Annotated in this window: 11 protein-coding genes; 2 read left to right on the top strand and 9 right to left on the bottom strand. The window is 56.4% G+C overall.

Annotation, left to right across the window (positions count from 1 at the left end; all coding sequences use genetic code 11):
• Positions 1 to 8 precede the first annotated feature (8 nt).
• Complete coding sequence (locus ACR0MQ_RS08070) at positions 9 to 1,211, top strand: glycosyltransferase family 2 protein (RefSeq protein ID WP_480456013.1); 1,203 nt, start codon at positions 9 to 11, stop codon at positions 1,209 to 1,211.
• A gap of 63 nt (positions 1,212 to 1,274) precedes the next feature.
• On the opposite strand, the gene ACR0MQ_RS08065 is transcribed toward ACR0MQ_RS08070, so the two are convergent.
• Positions 1,275 to 1,559, bottom strand: coding sequence for a hypothetical protein (locus tag ACR0MQ_RS08065; RefSeq protein WP_480456012.1), 285 nt, complete (start codon positions 1,557 to 1,559; stop codon positions 1,275 to 1,277).
• Positions 1,560 to 2,779: 1,220 nt separating this feature from the next.
• On the opposite strand from ACR0MQ_RS08065, the gene ACR0MQ_RS08060 reads away from it, so the two are divergent.
• A complete protein-coding gene (locus ACR0MQ_RS08060; RefSeq protein ID WP_480607220.1) occupies positions 2,780 to 4,912 on the top strand; it encodes an alginate lyase family protein in 2,133 nt (710 codons plus the stop codon).
• A 1,290-nt stretch (positions 4,913 to 6,202) separates the two neighbouring features.
• On the opposite strand, the gene ACR0MQ_RS08055 is transcribed toward ACR0MQ_RS08060, so the two are convergent.
• Genes ACR0MQ_RS08055 through ACR0MQ_RS08020 form a run of 8 tightly spaced genes read right to left on the bottom strand, consistent with a single transcriptional unit; the run spans position 6,203 to position 15,124 of the window.
• Positions 6,203 to 7,099: an FAD:protein FMN transferase gene (locus ACR0MQ_RS08055; protein WP_480607217.1), complete on the bottom strand. Its 897-nt coding sequence runs from the start codon at positions 7,097 to 7,099 to the stop codon at positions 6,203 to 6,205.
• Complete coding sequence (locus ACR0MQ_RS08050) at positions 7,096 to 7,611, bottom strand: nitrous oxide reductase accessory protein NosL (protein WP_170542348.1); 516 nt, start codon at positions 7,609 to 7,611, stop codon at positions 7,096 to 7,098. Before ACR0MQ_RS08050 ends, ACR0MQ_RS08055 begins: the two co-directional genes overlap by 4 nt.
• Positions 7,608 to 8,429, bottom strand: a complete 822-nt coding sequence (locus tag ACR0MQ_RS08045; protein ID WP_170542347.1) for an ABC transporter permease — start codon at positions 8,427 to 8,429, stop codon at positions 7,608 to 7,610. The genes ACR0MQ_RS08050 and ACR0MQ_RS08045 overlap by 4 nt, the downstream gene beginning before the upstream one ends.
• A complete protein-coding gene (locus ACR0MQ_RS08040; RefSeq protein WP_480607214.1) occupies positions 8,426 to 9,319 on the bottom strand; it encodes an ABC transporter ATP-binding protein in 894 nt (297 codons plus the stop codon). The genes ACR0MQ_RS08045 and ACR0MQ_RS08040 overlap by 4 nt, the downstream gene beginning before the upstream one ends.
• Positions 9,309 to 10,565, bottom strand: a complete 1,257-nt coding sequence (locus ACR0MQ_RS08035; protein WP_480607212.1) for a nitrous oxide reductase family maturation protein NosD — start codon at positions 10,563 to 10,565, stop codon at positions 9,309 to 9,311. Before ACR0MQ_RS08035 ends, ACR0MQ_RS08040 begins: the two co-directional genes overlap by 11 nt.
• A gap of 3 nt (positions 10,566 to 10,568) precedes the next feature.
• Complete coding sequence (gene nosZ, locus ACR0MQ_RS08030) at positions 10,569 to 12,476, bottom strand: TAT-dependent nitrous-oxide reductase (RefSeq protein ID WP_480607208.1); 1,908 nt, start codon at positions 12,474 to 12,476, stop codon at positions 10,569 to 10,571.
• A gap of 15 nt (positions 12,477 to 12,491) precedes the next feature.
• Entirely contained in the window at positions 12,492 to 14,615 is a 2,124-nt protein-coding gene (locus tag ACR0MQ_RS08025) for a 4Fe-4S binding protein (RefSeq protein ID WP_480607320.1), read from the bottom strand.
• 44 nt (positions 14,616 to 14,659) lie between these two features.
• On the bottom strand, positions 14,660 to 15,124 hold the full coding sequence (locus tag ACR0MQ_RS08020) for a DUF2946 family protein (RefSeq protein ID WP_480607205.1): 465 nt from the start codon (positions 15,122 to 15,124) through the stop codon (positions 14,660 to 14,662).
• Positions 15,125 to 15,183: the final 59 nt, after the last annotated feature.

Raw genomic sequence — 15,183 nt, 5'->3', positions numbered from 1 at the left:
GAGTACAGGTGAGTTTTCTTGGCAGAAAAAGGGTAAGAACTAGCCGAAAACTATCGCGCTGGGCCCGATTCCTAAGGGTCCTTCGAAAACCCGGAATTCTGTTTCTTACCAAGAAAAGGAAAGCAGACCTAAATAGCAGCATCATCACAGCCTACGACATGCTTCTATCTGATGGACTCGGGAAGACGCTTTCTTATCTCAGGCGAAATGACTTCTACCATTCGCCCGGAACTACGGATCTTTTCAAAGCAATTGCAGCGACAGATGACGTGGCGTGGACTGAGAACATGAATGCCTGGCTGAAACGACACAGTCGTTCTGTCATCAGGTTGAAACCTGGAACAGATGCCAGGTTTTTACGTATCAACTTTGAGGATTTGCCACCTGTGGTTGGCTCGCAGCCAAAGATATCGGTCGTGATGCCGGCACACAATGCTGAGACCACGATCAGATTGGCGGTGCAATCCATACTCCAGCAGACTTGGAGAAACCTCGAACTGATTGTCGTCGATGACAACAGCACAGACAACACGGCTGAAATACTGGCTGGTTTGGCACAACAAGAACCACGCCTCATAGTTCTCAACAACCTGGTAAATGTGGGACCCTATGTGTCAAAAAATCGTGCCTTAACTGTTGCGTCGGGCGATTTCATTACTGGCCATGATGCAGACGATCTGGCGCTACCGGACCGTTTAGAGCGCCAAGTGCGGCCTTTGCTGCATGACCATTCGTTGGTTGGAACCTACGGGCACATGGTCCGTTTGGACGAAACTGGCCGCCCGAACTATCTATCGCGCATTGCAAATCACAGCTTTGATGGCATTTTGCGCCGCGCCATGATTTCGCTGATGTTAAGGCGAGAGGTTTTCTCGCTTGTTGGATACTGGGACAGCGTTCGCTTTGGTGCGGATATGGAATTCTTGGCACGCGTCGAGCGTGCATTCCCAAACTCGGTGGTGGAAGACCGTGCTTGCACGATGCTTTGCCTCAATGAAAAAGGCAGTCTTACCAACAATCCGGCATCCGGGATTAGCAACCGAGGCGGCCCCTCTCAGATTCGGGTCGAATATCGCGACAGCTGGAAGAAATGGCATCAAGAGCACAGGAACGAAGTACTCTATCGCTCTTTCAGCAATCAAACACGGGAGTTCGAGGCACCTGAGGGGATGGTTATCCCGCAAAATGACATCTTGAAAGTTCAAGGTTAAGTTGGGTTTAGACTTTTGGTCGCGACTTAGTCGTCGCGGTGAGGGGCTGTTGGAGTTGTCACATTAACTGCCGTCCGACCAATGAATGCTGGCACCCATTTGGACCGAATTTCCAGTCAAATTGATCACGCCAATTCGATCCACTAAGCCATGGTTGAAAGAAGAAAATGCGAAAATACCTGACAAATGGGTTTCTGGAACTGAACAATGCTCAGCCAAAGGTTCAATCTCTGTGTGTTCTTGGGCAGTAGAAATTCCTTTTTTGTCGACTCCGATGCCGGTCGCGCGGCTACCGCAATCGCCTATCCTCTGGTTGAGACCACCAAGCTTAATGGCGTTGATACCCAAGCCTAGCTGACTGGGACCCTGCCTAAATAGTCTGTCACAAAGTCGCCCGTCTCAACGAAGTCATACCACGGCGTCACATTGCGTAGGTGGTGCAACAGGGATCCGCGCTGCCCAGACAAAGCAAAAAACCAAACCGTCGCATGGAAGGCCGACTTGACCTTGGAAACCCGCCTGCACATAAGTGAATAACGGGATTGGTGGTAAGATCGCAGGCTCGTAGGGGCTTATTTGCCCTGGCGAATCGTTCCCTGAGCCCAATATCTTTCTCGAGCTGCCTCCCATAGCAGAGCCAAGGCGAATTTATCGAGTTTGGGTTGCAACGCGGGGTGCAGCCGAATCAGGAAATGACGAAGAAATACACCACTGAATAGCGGTGTTTCAAATCTGGATTATCAGCCAACCTATTTCCGAAAAAAGCTGACCTGTTCACTGCGGCGAGATATATGGTGATCGAAGTTGCTGACGGGCTCACGGATAGGACCACGGCCGTAAACCAGATGTGACAGGCCGAGTTCACCTGCTTCAAGATCATCGGTGAGGGTGGTATTGGCTGAGCTCGATCCCGGATGATCGCATCTATTAGATCATTTTCTGCAAGCTCCGCATAACCATGCGAGAGGGCGAAGTCACTCACTCATCCTGACAACGCACACCGGGGCAAAATCTAGCGATGGAACCGGACCAATAAAAAAACGAGCCTCGCCAGAACTCAACAGTTTGCCTGGTGACTAAGAAAGTCAGTTCGACTCTTTCGTCAATTCCCATAATATCGAGCACAACCACGAGAGCCTTATTAATATATACCCGACGATATCTACTTCGGGCGCGATAAAGTCCCCATCAGAGAAAGGTACAAAATTAAGAAACCAACAATTCAGCAACGCCGCTTGCTACATCAAAAACAAGCGTGCATTCAAACACACAAACACATCAAGTGGGGCACTCCTGCGAACAAAGGCTCAGAAGAGCCGAGCCAATCATGAGCGCACGCCCGTCTTTGAATTGGTTGTTGAGATCAAACAAAGCCAATATGCGTACCAAGGCGAACTTACAGGAGACAAGCTTTGCTTGAACAATTTATACACGACTTCAAGCGAAGCTCCCCGCTAATTCGAATATCGATCATAGCTTTGTTCCCTCTCTACCTGCTGTACAGGCTGCACCGATATCGGCGAGACATTAGGCGCAACCGCATCAACACTTCTTTCAGCGTGCAGCGGATGGGTGACATCAGCGGTACTCTGCGTGATGTGAAACAAGAGCCCATTGATCCAAAACTGGAATCTGAGATCAACGATTTGGCGGATACATTCGCGCTCTGTCGGATTGTCGGCAACGATCTCGAGCCAAGGCACAAGGTTGGCCAAAGCCTCTCAAATGTGCGCTTTATTTTAGACAATGAACCAGAATTCGAGGGCGTAAAAAAGTTATGGTTGCTCAACAGGATATTTAACGCGGAGACTGAAGCAAAGATTATCAGCTTGCTTGAGGAACGAGGGCAGACCTATCGACGTATCGCCTTCGATCCAGAAGAATATCAGTCTATCGGTTACAGCTTCGATACGTTCAAACAGCCTGATATGTTCTACGACGGACATCTTGAAATAGATTCAACCAGTACGCGCACGACGCAGGCGGTTATGCAGGCTTACCGCGCCCGCAATAACTATGTGATGCACAACAACGGTGCACGAAATGCAGCTCTCGAATTTTGTCTGGAATTCGGCAAGTGGGCGCTTCCATTTGATGGGAATTGCTTCCTTACGTCCTCAGGATGGGCACAGCTGCATTCGAACATCTTAGAGGCCCGGGACAAGCGATATTTTGTTGTTCCAATGGCAAGGATCACCAACAATCAAGATTTGCTGGAACCTAACAATACCTTTTCTGCGGAGGAAGAGCCCCAATTGGTTTTTCGATGCGATGCACCATTGAGGTTCAACGAGGACCTTCCCTATGGTCGTCGTCCAAAGGTTGAGCTTTTCATGCATCTTGGTATCGAGGGTCCGTGGACGCGATGGCCTGTGGAAGATTACGACATCCCGCCACGCCGAGTTCACCCCGATGGTCATCGGGTCGGGCAAGCCGGTTGGGTCGCGCGGCTGGCGTCAGGAAAAGCCCACCTTGAACAGGCTGATCGGAAGGCATTTGTTAACCGTGGTCTCGCACGCGCTGCTGCGATCCGTTCGACTTTGGACATGTTGTCGGCGCGCCCAATCCGTGCGGCGTTTGCGCAAGACCAATCCCTAACTTATTACCTGACCACGGCTGATCCGGCGCAGTCAGAAGATTGGGCAGCTGTTCGGGAAGCCGCACAGCAGGCTTTAGACCGAGGGCCATTTTCGGTTACGCAAAAACCCGAGCCCGGCCCCTCTGGCGATCTTCGCGACTATTTCCATCCGGCGCCATATTGGTGGCCGAACCCAAATTCGAAAGATGGTTTGCCCTATATCAGGCGCGATGGTGAACGACTGCCTGGCACTGAACTTTATGAACCAGAGAGTGGCCGCTTCGACCGAACACGTCTGCAACGCGTCTTCGACGACACCACAGCCCTTGCATTAGCGAGTACATTACAAGACGCCGATCCGAGCTTCCACGCACACGCGTGCTCAATTCTGAGGACGTGGTTCCTGGACGCTGAAACTGGCATGAAGCCCAACCTTTCTTATGCGCAGGTTCGGCTGGGTCACCAGGGTAACATGGGGGCTGCCCATGGGGTTATAGAAACCAAAGATTTTTATTTTCTTCTTGATGCGGTTCGGCTTCTTAGAGATTCGCACATAACCGACCGCATGAAAGAGTGGAGCGCGGAGTTCTTTGATTGGTTCACTGATAGTGTGCAAGGTCGCCAAGAATGCAGAGCAGCCAACAACCACGGGACATGCTATGACTTGCAGGCCGCCAGCCTTGCCGCATTTCTGGAAAAAGATGATTATCTGCAAGCCCTCGACTTACGAGCGCAAGCTCGAGCCATTTCTACGATCACCCCTGATGGAGATCAACCGCACGAATTGCAGCGCACACTGACGCAGCACTATTGGGCTTTCAATTTACAGAGTTGGGTTAACCTGTTCGACCTTCTTTCAACTGCAGGGCTGCGCCCTTGGCAGAGTGAAGCTGGCGAGAGGGTGCGGGTTGGACTACGCCGCATGTTGATGCTGTCAAAACAAAACTGGGAGCACCCCCAGATCAAGCCATTCGACAGCAATAGATTGCTACCTTTGAATGAGACACTGAAGAACCAAACAGGTGAGGATATCCTCGGGCGCGCGGAAAGTGATGGGCCTGTCAGTTTCTTTCCTCATGATGGGGTTGCCCCGTTCTGGCGTTTGACAAGGCTAGGGCGCTGAGAAAAAAGTAACTAGCGCATCCTCAAATGCTGCGTCAGGAAAGGCGCTTGCAGTATTGCCGACAGCTGCAATCTCGCCAAAGCGCGAAAGATCATCAAAAACTGCAGGATCGACCATATCACAAAGCGAGCGCGCACTTTTGTTGGCGGGCTAGTTTCAGATTATTAGGCGAATCTCAGTGTAACTCATGCTTGCTTCGTTTGAGTTATTCAGTGGTACCGATTAGCAGACATGGACCACAATTCAATCAATACGAAGAGGCAGAAACGGCTTTTACATCCAAACGATCGGGATCAAGGAGCCGGGTCACAGCTTAGCCTCAGATATTTAGCTTTGAGGCGAAATTCTTATCCATTAAGGTCGTTGCCTTTTAATCGCTGGGCTGTCCACTTTATGACTGCTCTGACTGACTTCTTTTTGATCCGTCTAATTTCGCTCTGCTCGCCCAGAGACATGCATATTCTTGCAACACGGCTGGCTCGTCTTTGTGCAGCGCCATTAAAGCGCAAGCTGCCCACATCGCTACGTCATATTCCGAATTGGAACGTTTCAGCCGGTATGCATTTACGGCTGCACTGTTTGGGGTTGATGGTTCGAACATCAGTTCCTGAGCCGATCACAAAAAAGCATATATTGTTAGAAAGCCGGAAAAAATCCCAATTGAGGCAACCGTGAAGTTTAGAGAGAAGTTTAACATCGGGTCTTCCAATCTAGAAAGTTTGGCAGGTGCCGTATAATCGTCGGCGACATAACATACTGTTAGTATGCCGGAATGTCTTTGAATGGATCGAAAACGCATCGTTAACATTGCGTTAACAATTCGCGCGATTTCGGAGCTTTGTAGGTTGTAATCGTGCAGATCTACTGATCTTCGTCCGCCTCAAGCGGACAGCGCCTTCGTTCGGATCGATGCAAATATTTGAGGAAATGCGCCAACAATCTGCTACTCGACGCATTTCAATGAGTAAAAAGTGTATGAAAAAACTTAACCCTATTAGACGCTTAAGGACGGTTAGAGGAACTCTCCATCAGTCACTGTGCTTGCAATATTCACTCGATGAAATCATAGCTCGATGTTGGCGTGACTCCTCGGGGAACTTGGCTAAAGCATCAATACAATGCGGTTCGTTGATGGGCGCAAACCCCTCCATCTCACTGGCCAGCCGTCAAAATCAATTCACATTGGCGAACATAATTCTCCAACAAAACCATTCACTGAATATCCCGACCGTAACGGGGCACCCCAAAGCGAGCGCTAGATATTTTTGAGGTGCCCGCCGCTCTTGTGGCTCAGAGTAGCATCTCGATTTTCGCCCCTGGAAACCGCGACGCCAGCGCGTTTGCTCCGCTATCCGGAGTCAGGCAAAGGGCGGTTGATAGCCCATCGGCAACAGCGGCCCGCGCCGCGGATACTGATACTGCGTGTTGCGTAACTTTGTGTCCTTTCGGGTTCAGGATATGGCCATGTTTGCCCTGTAACATCGTACCGCCGGGCGCTGAGGTTGCGATAGCTCGATCCTGAAGCCTGAGTCGTTTGGCCACCGTGCCATCGGGGGCGGCAAGCCCCACGCGCCATGGTTCGCTAGTGTGTGGCTGGCCAAGAGCGGCGACCTCACCCATATCCACCAATACATCGCGCAGATCGAAGGACCGGAGCAAAGCAGCAATCCGGTCGGTGATCGCACCTTGCGCAATCCCGTTCAACGTGATCGCCGAATGTCTGGGATATGGCAGGCGGATTTCATCTGAACCGACATGCACGTTGTTCCATCCGATTGTTGCGTGCGCGCGTTCCACACTTGGCTGCTCCGCTCCGCTGGCCAGCGCCAGCCACAGCGGCTGGATCGTCGGATCAAACGCCCCGCCCGAGGCTTCGTGAAGTGCGGAACACAGGCTCAGCACCTCCAGCAGCTCTGGCGCAGGTGCATTCAAGTGACCGGTGCGGTTCAACTGGCTGATCTGCGAATGTGGTCGGTAGAGGCTGAAGATATCCTCAAGCCGGTTCAATTCGGCCTCGACCGCAGCAAAGATCGGCGCGGCCTGTACACCCGTCAGGCCTACAAGCCGCAGGCTTGCAGGTGCGCCCAGCGCGATCCCGCGCCATTGGGTCGAACTGCTGGCGGCTGCGGGCATGGCGGCGCAGGCGGCTGAGATGGTCAGGAAGCGACGGCGGGTCAAAACGGTCATGCGGGGGTCTCCAGAATCAAGTCCAGATCGACGGGTCCAAGGACTTCGGCATCGGGGATCTCGGGCAGGGGCAAAGCGGACCCGCCATAGCGCAGGATAAACGCTTCGGCCTCGTCGAGTTCCGCAAATGGGACGACCTCGCGCGCGCCCATGCCTCCGGCGACATCTGCGCCAACGACAAAGGTCGCGCCATCGGCTGCGATCCAGTTGGAGATGCCCGGCTGCCCCCAGCTGGGGGCGACCCCCATGTCGCTGACGTAAACAGCGGTGATCTTGGCATCGCGTTCGGGGCTTTTTAGATAGGCCAGCATGTCGCGCACCTGCGCAAAGAACAAAGGCGCAGGATAGCCTTCCAGATGAATCTGACCTTTCGGCCCGCCGTGTTCGGCGATGTTCATCTGGCAGAAATAGCTTAGCGCATCGGGGGTCAGATCAACCGGGTCGGGGGCCTCGGCCACCTCTTCCTTGCAGGCCGCCAGCGCGACCAATGCAATCAGGGCGAGGCGTTTCATGGCTCGACCCTCCGGAATGCGATCCGGGCGAGTGCAAAGCCTATCACCGGCCAGATCAACAGTGAGACGGGTGCAGCCCAGACTGGCAGCGCCTGCGCCGCCCCGGTCATGCCGGATGCCATAGCGACGCCTTCGGTCGCGGCGATGTTCCATAGTCGGAAAGCGTCGGCCGGGTTGGCCACCATCACCCATGGAAAGACGGATTGGGTGAAAGTGCCGCCCTTGTCCATGACCACGGCCCCCAACAGGCCCAGATCATAGAGGACGACAAAAACCAGCCAGAGCCCAGCCGACAGACCCGCTGCCGCCGTGGCCCCCTTTGCCAGGGCGGACAACAGGTATCCAAGCGCCAGAAAGACAGCGCCCAGCAGGATGGATGTGAGGATGAGGCGGACCAGCGCCATCAGGCTCTCTGGCCCCGCGCCGCCAAAGAAGGCGGCCACTGCGCCTGCGGTGCCGAAACCGATGGTCATGGCAAAGGCCAGCGCGGCGAGGTGGGCGGTGAACTTGCCCAACAGGATTTCTCCGCGCCCGGCCGGGTAAGACAGCAGCAGCGAAAGGCTGCCGCGATCCACGTCGCCGGCGATGGCGTCAAAGGCAATCATCAGCGCCAGCAGCGGCGCAAGATAAACCGACAGCGTGGTCATCGACGCGACCGAGACGGTCAGCATGTCGACGCCCAAAGTGCCAGTAGGCGCGCTGCCCGCAAAGGTCAGCGCCAAAGCGAACAAAACCATGATCAGAGTTGCGACCAGCAGCCAGCGGTTGCGGCGCAGGATCAGCATCTCAGTCCGAGTGATGGCGAGGAAGCGAATCATTGCAAATCCTCCTGCGCGTAGTGGCGATAGAGATCTTCCAGCTTGGGCGGGGTCATTTCCACATCCGCGACCGCATCGCCCAGTCCAGCGATCCGGCGCAGGGCCTCCATCTTGTCTTCGGGTGTGCAGAGCAATTCAACAGATGCCCCATTGATCCGGCTGCCGCCCAGTTCAGCGGCCAGCACATCCGGATTGGCGCTTGCGCGTACCTTCAAGCGGATCGGTAGACCCGCCAGAGCCGACAGATTGTTCAGGGTGTCGTCGGCGACCATCTGACCCTTGCGCATGATGGCGATCCGGTCGGTGCGCGCCTCGACCTCGGTCAGCGCGTGTGAGGCAATCAGAACGGCGGTGCCTTGGGCAGCCAGTTCGTCGATTATGGCGTACAGGTCCTGCCGAGAAATCGGGTCCAGCCCGCTTGTCGGTTCATCCAGCAAGGCCACTTTCGGTTGGCCCAACAGCACCTGCGCCAGACCCAGACGTTGCCGCATGCCTTTGGAATAGGTGCCGATCCGACGGTCGAGAGCGTCGCTCAGACCAACGCGCTTCAACAGGCCGGGCACATCGGCTCTTGCGCCTGAAAGCTGAGCAAACAGGGTCAACTGCTCACGCCCGGTTAGCGCGGGATGAAATGACACCGCCTCGGGCAGATAGGCCGTCTCGCGCCGTGCCTGAGCACTACCGGGGGTGGCGTCCCCGATCCGAATGGCTCCGCCATGGATCGGCGTCAGGCCGAGGATGGATTTGATCAGGGTCGACTTGCCCGCGCCGTTATGGCCCAGCAGCGCAACGCGCTGACCGGGGGCCAGAGACAGGGTGATATCGTCAAGAACGCGGGTTTTCCCACGGTCCTTGAGAACATGGTCGATTGACAGGGCCTTATCCGTCATGAGGCACCTTTTTCATAGCTGGGGGTTCAGGGGCTTGCATCAATGGGTTGCTGTCCATCACGCCCCCCGGCAAAAGCGCCGGGAAGGCTGATTGCGACCAGCGCACCAGTTGCACGGCAGGGGAGCCGAGCAACAATTTGGCTGAGGGTTGGGTCCACAGCACATGGTCCATACTGTCATTGGGGCGATAGGGGGCATCGGCAATGCCGTTGCCATCCACATCATAGGCGGCGAAATCGGACCAGTAATTTCCGCGCCCGTCTTCGGACCACTCGACCCATTTGGTCGAGACATATTTCACCTGCGTCCGGTTTCCGATGAATGAGTTGCCAACGATACGGTTGCGCTCGGATCCGGCAGTAAAGTGGATGCCGATGCCGCATCCCTGGAACCAGTTGTCGGTGAATTCGTTCTTGTTGGAGTTATAGAGGAAGGTGCATTTTTCCTTGGCACCTTTCACCACGTTTCCGGTGATGGTGCTCTTGTTGGCGTAGTTCAGCATCACTCCGTGTTCGCGGTCGCCGATCGAGACGTTATTGGCCACGGTCACATTGGTGGTGAACATCACCGCATAGCCCAGATCATTGCCGATCGAGACGTTGTCGCTGACCACCGAATTGTCGGCATACATGTAGTGCACGGCAAAGCGCAGATCGCGGAACAGGTTGTTGGTGAAGGTGTTCTTCTTGGACGAGTTCACAAAGATCCCGTCACGCCCATACCGGATGTTATTGCCATCAACCACTGCGCCGGGGGCATTCCAGACATAGACGCCATTGCCGCGGTCGTTCATCCGTTGGTCCAAACGTCCTTCGATCCGGTTGCCACGCACGATGCTGTCTTTGGCCCCGTGAATGTCGACGCCGTAGAGGTTGCCTAGCAGCACGTTATCCTCGACCACGGGCGCCTTAGCCGTTTTGGTCAGCTGGATACCACTGTCGATACCCTCATGGCTTGAACCGGAACCGATAACTGTCAGACCACGCACAGTCACGCCCGGCCCGGTCACGGTGATGACGCTGCCGTTTCCTTGCCCGTCTATTGTGGCCTGACCCAGCCCGTCGAGGGTTACGGGCCGGTCCAGAACCAGTGTTTCGGTGTAGACACCGGGGCTCAGGCGGAGGGTGTCCCCATCCGCCGCCTGCGCCAGTGTTTCTTTGATGGCCCCCGCCCGGTTGGGCACATCCCAGTCCGCCGCCCAAAGGGGCGAGCCGAGCAGGAGCGGTATGAGCAGGGGCCAACGCATGGGTTATGCTCCCTGCGGCTCGACGAGCATCCGGCCGCGCATTTCCATGTGCAGCGCGTGGCAGAACCACTGGCAATAGAACCAGTGCACGCCCGGACGGTCAGCGGTGAAGGTGATCGACGCGGTTGCCATTGGCCCGATCTCGAAGGCGATGCCGTAATTGCCCAGGCAGAAGCCGTGGGTCACGTCGTCCACGTCATCCAGGTTGGTGACAAAGATTGTTACCTCGTCACCCTGTTTGACGGTGAACTTCTCAAGGCTGAAGGTCGGCGCCTGCGAGGTCATGTAGACCCGCACCTTGTTGCCATCCCGGATGGGCTCTTCTGCGCCTTCTTCCAGATCGACGCCATCGGCTTCGGCCTGTTTGCGGGCGTCTTCCCAAGTGACGTCGTTGCGGTCCCATACGTTGACCGGGTTGACGATGTCGCTGCGAACGATGATCGAGTCATGCGGTTCGGCAAAGGTCGGCCCGTCGTGAACCACCTTCATCTCGTCGGAAGAGATGTCGATCAGCTGTTCGTTTTCAGGCTTCAGCGGACCAACATTCAGGAAGCGGTCTTTCGAGAACTTGTTCATCGAAATCAGCCACTTGCCGTCGGCATCCTTGGTCTCACCCATCGATGTCGAGTTGTGACCCGGCTGATAATGCACATCGACCTTCGAGATGATCGGATCGACATCCTCACCCGCATAGGCGCGGATCGCCTTGTCCATGTTCCACTTCACGATCTGGCTGTCGAGGAACAGCGTGGTGAACGCGTTGCCCTGACCGTCATACGCGGTGTGAAGTGGGCCAAGACCCAACTGCGGCTCACCCACGATGCAGGACCGCGGATCGGCATCGCTTTCGAACAGGGCGTCCAGCTTGGTCACATCCATGATCGACACGGTCGGCGACAGCTTACCGTTGATGCAGACGTGCTTGCCGTCAGGCGCGGTGTTGATGCCGTGGGGCGAGTTCGGGATCGGGATGTAGCGGGTGTAATTCTTGTTCTGACCCTTACGTCCATCCAGAACCTTGACGCCTTTCAGCTCCTGATAGTCACCGGCTTCGATGCCTTTTTCGATTTCCGCGAGGTTGAAGACAACGACGTGATCCAGCTCGTTCTCGGTCATCTCGGCCAGGTTCATACCCATTTCCGAGTTGTACGAGGTCGAATAGGCGTATTTGCCCTGATAGTCGCAGTCGGTATTGTCGAGGTTACCCGAAACGATCACCTGCCACGCAACTTCCATGGTGTCACCGTCCAGCGCGGTGAAGATGTTCACGTATTGCGACGGATCGTCCAGCACGGTGCCATCATTGACCAGTGGCGTTTCATCTTCGCCATTGGCAAAGACATAGCCGGTGCGCGGGAATTTCTGCGGACGCAGACCGTGGATCGCTTTGGCATTCGGGATCTCGGTGATCTTGTCGCATTTCATCACATCGCAGCGCACACGGGCGACACGGGTGTTGGCCTTGTCGTTCATGAACAGATAACGGCCGTCATAAGTGCCGTCGGTGAACGACATATGCGGGTGGTGCAGGTCGCCGTTGTCATAGGTTTTCATGCCGCGCTTGGCGAGGAATTCCTTGGTTTCCGGCAGCAGACCATCGGTCATGATCTTCAGCGACTCGTTGGTCTGGCCCCAGCCGGTTGCCGAGCAGCGGTTGAAGACCGGCACCCGCATCAGCTCGCGCATGGACGGGAAGCCCAGGATGCGCAATTCACCGGTCTGACCCGAAGACCAGAAGCCGTAATACTCGTCCAGCTCACCGGGCTCCAGGTTGGCATTGGCCGCAGCGCTGGCCTGTTTTGCGGTCATCAGGGTCGAACCCAGACCGGTTCCGGCCAGCACCGCGCCGGTGGCGGTTGCCCCCAGCATCCCGCGGCGGGTGATATTCAGTTTGTTGTCTTGTTCCGACATGATCGTTCCTCCTTTTTAGGAAACGGATTGCGGTTTGGCGTTCGGATGGTTCGCCGGTGGTTGCCCGAGGGGGGTCTTGAGGTTGACCGACCCTGTCTTGGCCCGCCGCTTAAGCTGGCGGATAACGACGGGACATTTGTCCTCGGACTGGTAGAGCACCTGACAATGCAGGCAGGTGACGCACTCGTTCGGGTTGATCTCACCGGTTGGGTGGATTGCCTGAACGGGGCATTCGTTGGCGCAGGTCTGACAAGGGCTGCCGCATTCCTTGTAGCGGCGCAGCCAGTCGAACATGCGAATTCGGGCGGGGATCGCCAACGCTCCGCCCAGCGGGCAGAGGTAGCGGCAATAGAACCGTTCGATGAACAGCCCGATCCCCAGCAGGGTCAGCGCAAAGACCACAAAGGGCCAGTCGCGCATGAACTTCAGAATGATCGCGGTCTTGAAGGGCTCGATCTCGGCATAGGTCTCAGCCAGCGGGATCGAGACAAAGCTGAGCCCGAAGAGACCAAGGAAGATCATGTATTTCGCAGGCCATAGGCGTTCGTTCAGTCCCCATGGCAGCGTCCATTGTGGCACTTTCAGCGCGCGCGCGATCTTGTTGGTCAGTTCCTGCAGCGCACCAAACGGGCACAGCCAGCCGCAATAGGCCCCGCGCCCCCAGAACAGCAGGGCGGCGGCCACGGCAAACCACTGGATGAAGACCAGTGGATCCAGCAGGAAGGCATCCCAGCTGAAACCGGTGCGCAAGCTGCCCGCCAGAGCCATCAGGTTCACCACGCTCAGCTGCGCATTGGCGTACCAGCCGATAAAGAACAGCGTCAGGGTCAGATATCCGATGCGGAACCAGTAAAAGACCCGGGCGTTCATCGTGGCGTGGAACTGGAAGAAGAAGGTTGCGGTCAGCACCAACAACATGACGCCCAGACCGGCAATCTCGACCGTGCGATCCTTCCAGATGCGTTTCCACAAGGCGGCTTTTGCTGCGGCTTCGCCAGTGGCGTCATCCACAACAATGGGGGCTGCGACCGGCAACAGATATTGCTCGGGCAGCTTGTAGCCCAGATCGAAGGTCAGGAAGGTTTTTTCGACCGCACCCACGGCCCGTTGCACCAGCAATTGCAGGCGGAACGGCTCGGCGGGGTTGAACTCGGCTTCGGCGGGGATCTTGAAGATATCCAGCTCGGTGAAACTGGGCGCATCCGGGGCGGCAACCCGGCCAAGGCGCTCTTGTTGCTTGTCGAAGAACCGCACCGAATTGTCGCCCTGAATAAGCTGAATCCGGTCGAAGATTCCGCCGCGTACGTAGCCTGAACCCTTGAAGCTGTAGGACCCGCGCCCCAGCACCAGAATGGCCTGTTCGCCCTCGTCCAGCCATTCGACAAGGTTCTGATATTCGGCCTCGCCCAACAGTGATTTGCCGATCGATGGAACCGAGACCAGCGCCACGTGCATGTCGATGAATGTGTCATCCGGCTCGCCCGGTTCAGGGCGTTTGATGGCGCGCTGATCGCCAGTGGCTTCAAAAGCCGCGTTGACCTGACCGACATCCAGTGTCAGCCGCCGGATCGAGCCGTCGCCCGAAAGCGTTGCCCAGTCATATACAGCGTCCTTTGCCATATCGACTTCGCGTTTCGGCCCGTCTGCCTGTAGCGGAGACAATCCGCCCAGCCCCAGCGCACGCGCCACCTTGATCCCACCACGCACGAGGCTGTCATCGATCACCATGATCGTCACTGTCGCGCCCGAGATAATGTCGAGGTCATGCCCCTCGCCACCGGTTTCGGCCTCAACCTTCAGGTCCAGACCGGCATAGCCTTCGGTCAGCTCAACCATCCTCGAGTTCGGGATGCCGATCAGAACGATGGGTTCCGAGTGTTTGACCAGTTGCACACCGGTCAGCACCGCTTCGTCATCGATGGCGGCAACCACATGGATCGGTTTGCCGGAATATCCGGTGGTGCCCACGAAGTCAGAAGTCAGGAAGGCCCAAGCGACGGTTTCGCCGCCCTTCAGGACGGGGGCAACCGGAATGTCATCACCTACGGGCCCGAAGGCATCAGCACCGGGGGCCAGATCGGCGGGTTCGATATCGGGCAGGAAGCTGGCAAGGCTGTCGGCTTGGGCGCTGATCGCCATCAGGCAGGACAGGGCAAGGGCCAGCAGGAAATGGATTGGGCGACTTACGACCACGGCGCACCTCCGATACTTAGGGTAGACGCCATGGACACGCGCGGGGCGCGTTCAGTTGTTTTTTGGGTCGGGCACGGGGGTCCCCGGGTTTCGGGCCACAGCCGATCCGAGTTGTACAACACGGAAGATTTGCTGTTTTGAACCTGTACAACACGGAAGATTCCGATTTGCGGCACTTGCGCCAGCTCGGGCACGGGTGCCGCGCTGGTGACAGCGCACAGCGCGCAATTGGCGCATTTCGGGCAGTACGCGGTCGGGTCTTCGGTGTCCTCCTCAAGGTCAACCGCAACCCAGACCGCGCCGCCTTCCGAGCAGATCTCCACCCAGACACTTTTACCGGGACTCGCCAGCGCCGGTCCAAAGGTCTGCAACAAAAGAAGGAGCATGCCCGCCAACCCAACTGCCGCGCGAACCGCACGGGCAGGGAGATTGTGCAAAGGGACGAGGGCAGGCATGGAGACTCCGACTCGGGAAGCTATGCTGCGTGTTCTAGGGGATTCTCTCGGCGCGATAC

It is taken from the genome of Ruegeria sp. AN6 (assembly GCF_056540425.1).
Note: the sequence above shows the minus strand (reverse complement) of the source record. Positions and strands in the feature narration are given on the sequence as shown.

Bases quoted from the DNA above. Each gene is read 5' to 3' on its own strand.
- ACR0MQ_RS08020 (WP_480607205.1), bottom strand. From the start codon at position 15,124: ATGCCTGCCCTCGTCCCTTTGCACAATCTCCCTGCCCGTGCGGTTCGC.
- ACR0MQ_RS08025 (WP_480607320.1), bottom strand. From the start codon at position 14,615: ATGGCGATCAGCGCCCAAGCCGACAGCCTTGCCAGCTTCCTGCCCGAT.
- ACR0MQ_RS08060 (WP_480607220.1), top strand. From the start codon at position 2,780: ATGGGTGACATCAGCGGTACTCTGCGTGATGTGAAACAAGAGCCCATT.
- nosZ (WP_480607208.1), bottom strand. From the start codon at position 12,476: ATGTCGGAACAAGACAACAAACTGAATATCACCCGCCGCGGGATGCTG.
- ACR0MQ_RS08045 (WP_170542347.1), bottom strand. From the start codon at position 8,429: ATGATTCGCTTCCTCGCCATCACTCGGACTGAGATGCTGATCCTGCGC.
- ACR0MQ_RS08035 (WP_480607212.1), bottom strand. From the start codon at position 10,565: ATGCGTTGGCCCCTGCTCATACCGCTCCTGCTCGGCTCGCCCCTTTGG.
- ACR0MQ_RS08055 (WP_480607217.1), bottom strand. From the start codon at position 7,099: ATGACCGTTTTGACCCGCCGTCGCTTCCTGACCATCTCAGCCGCCTGC.
- ACR0MQ_RS08040 (WP_480607214.1), bottom strand. From the start codon at position 9,319: ATGACGGATAAGGCCCTGTCAATCGACCATGTTCTCAAGGACCGTGGG.
- ACR0MQ_RS08050 (WP_170542348.1), bottom strand. From the start codon at position 7,611: ATGAAACGCCTCGCCCTGATTGCATTGGTCGCGCTGGCGGCCTGCAAG.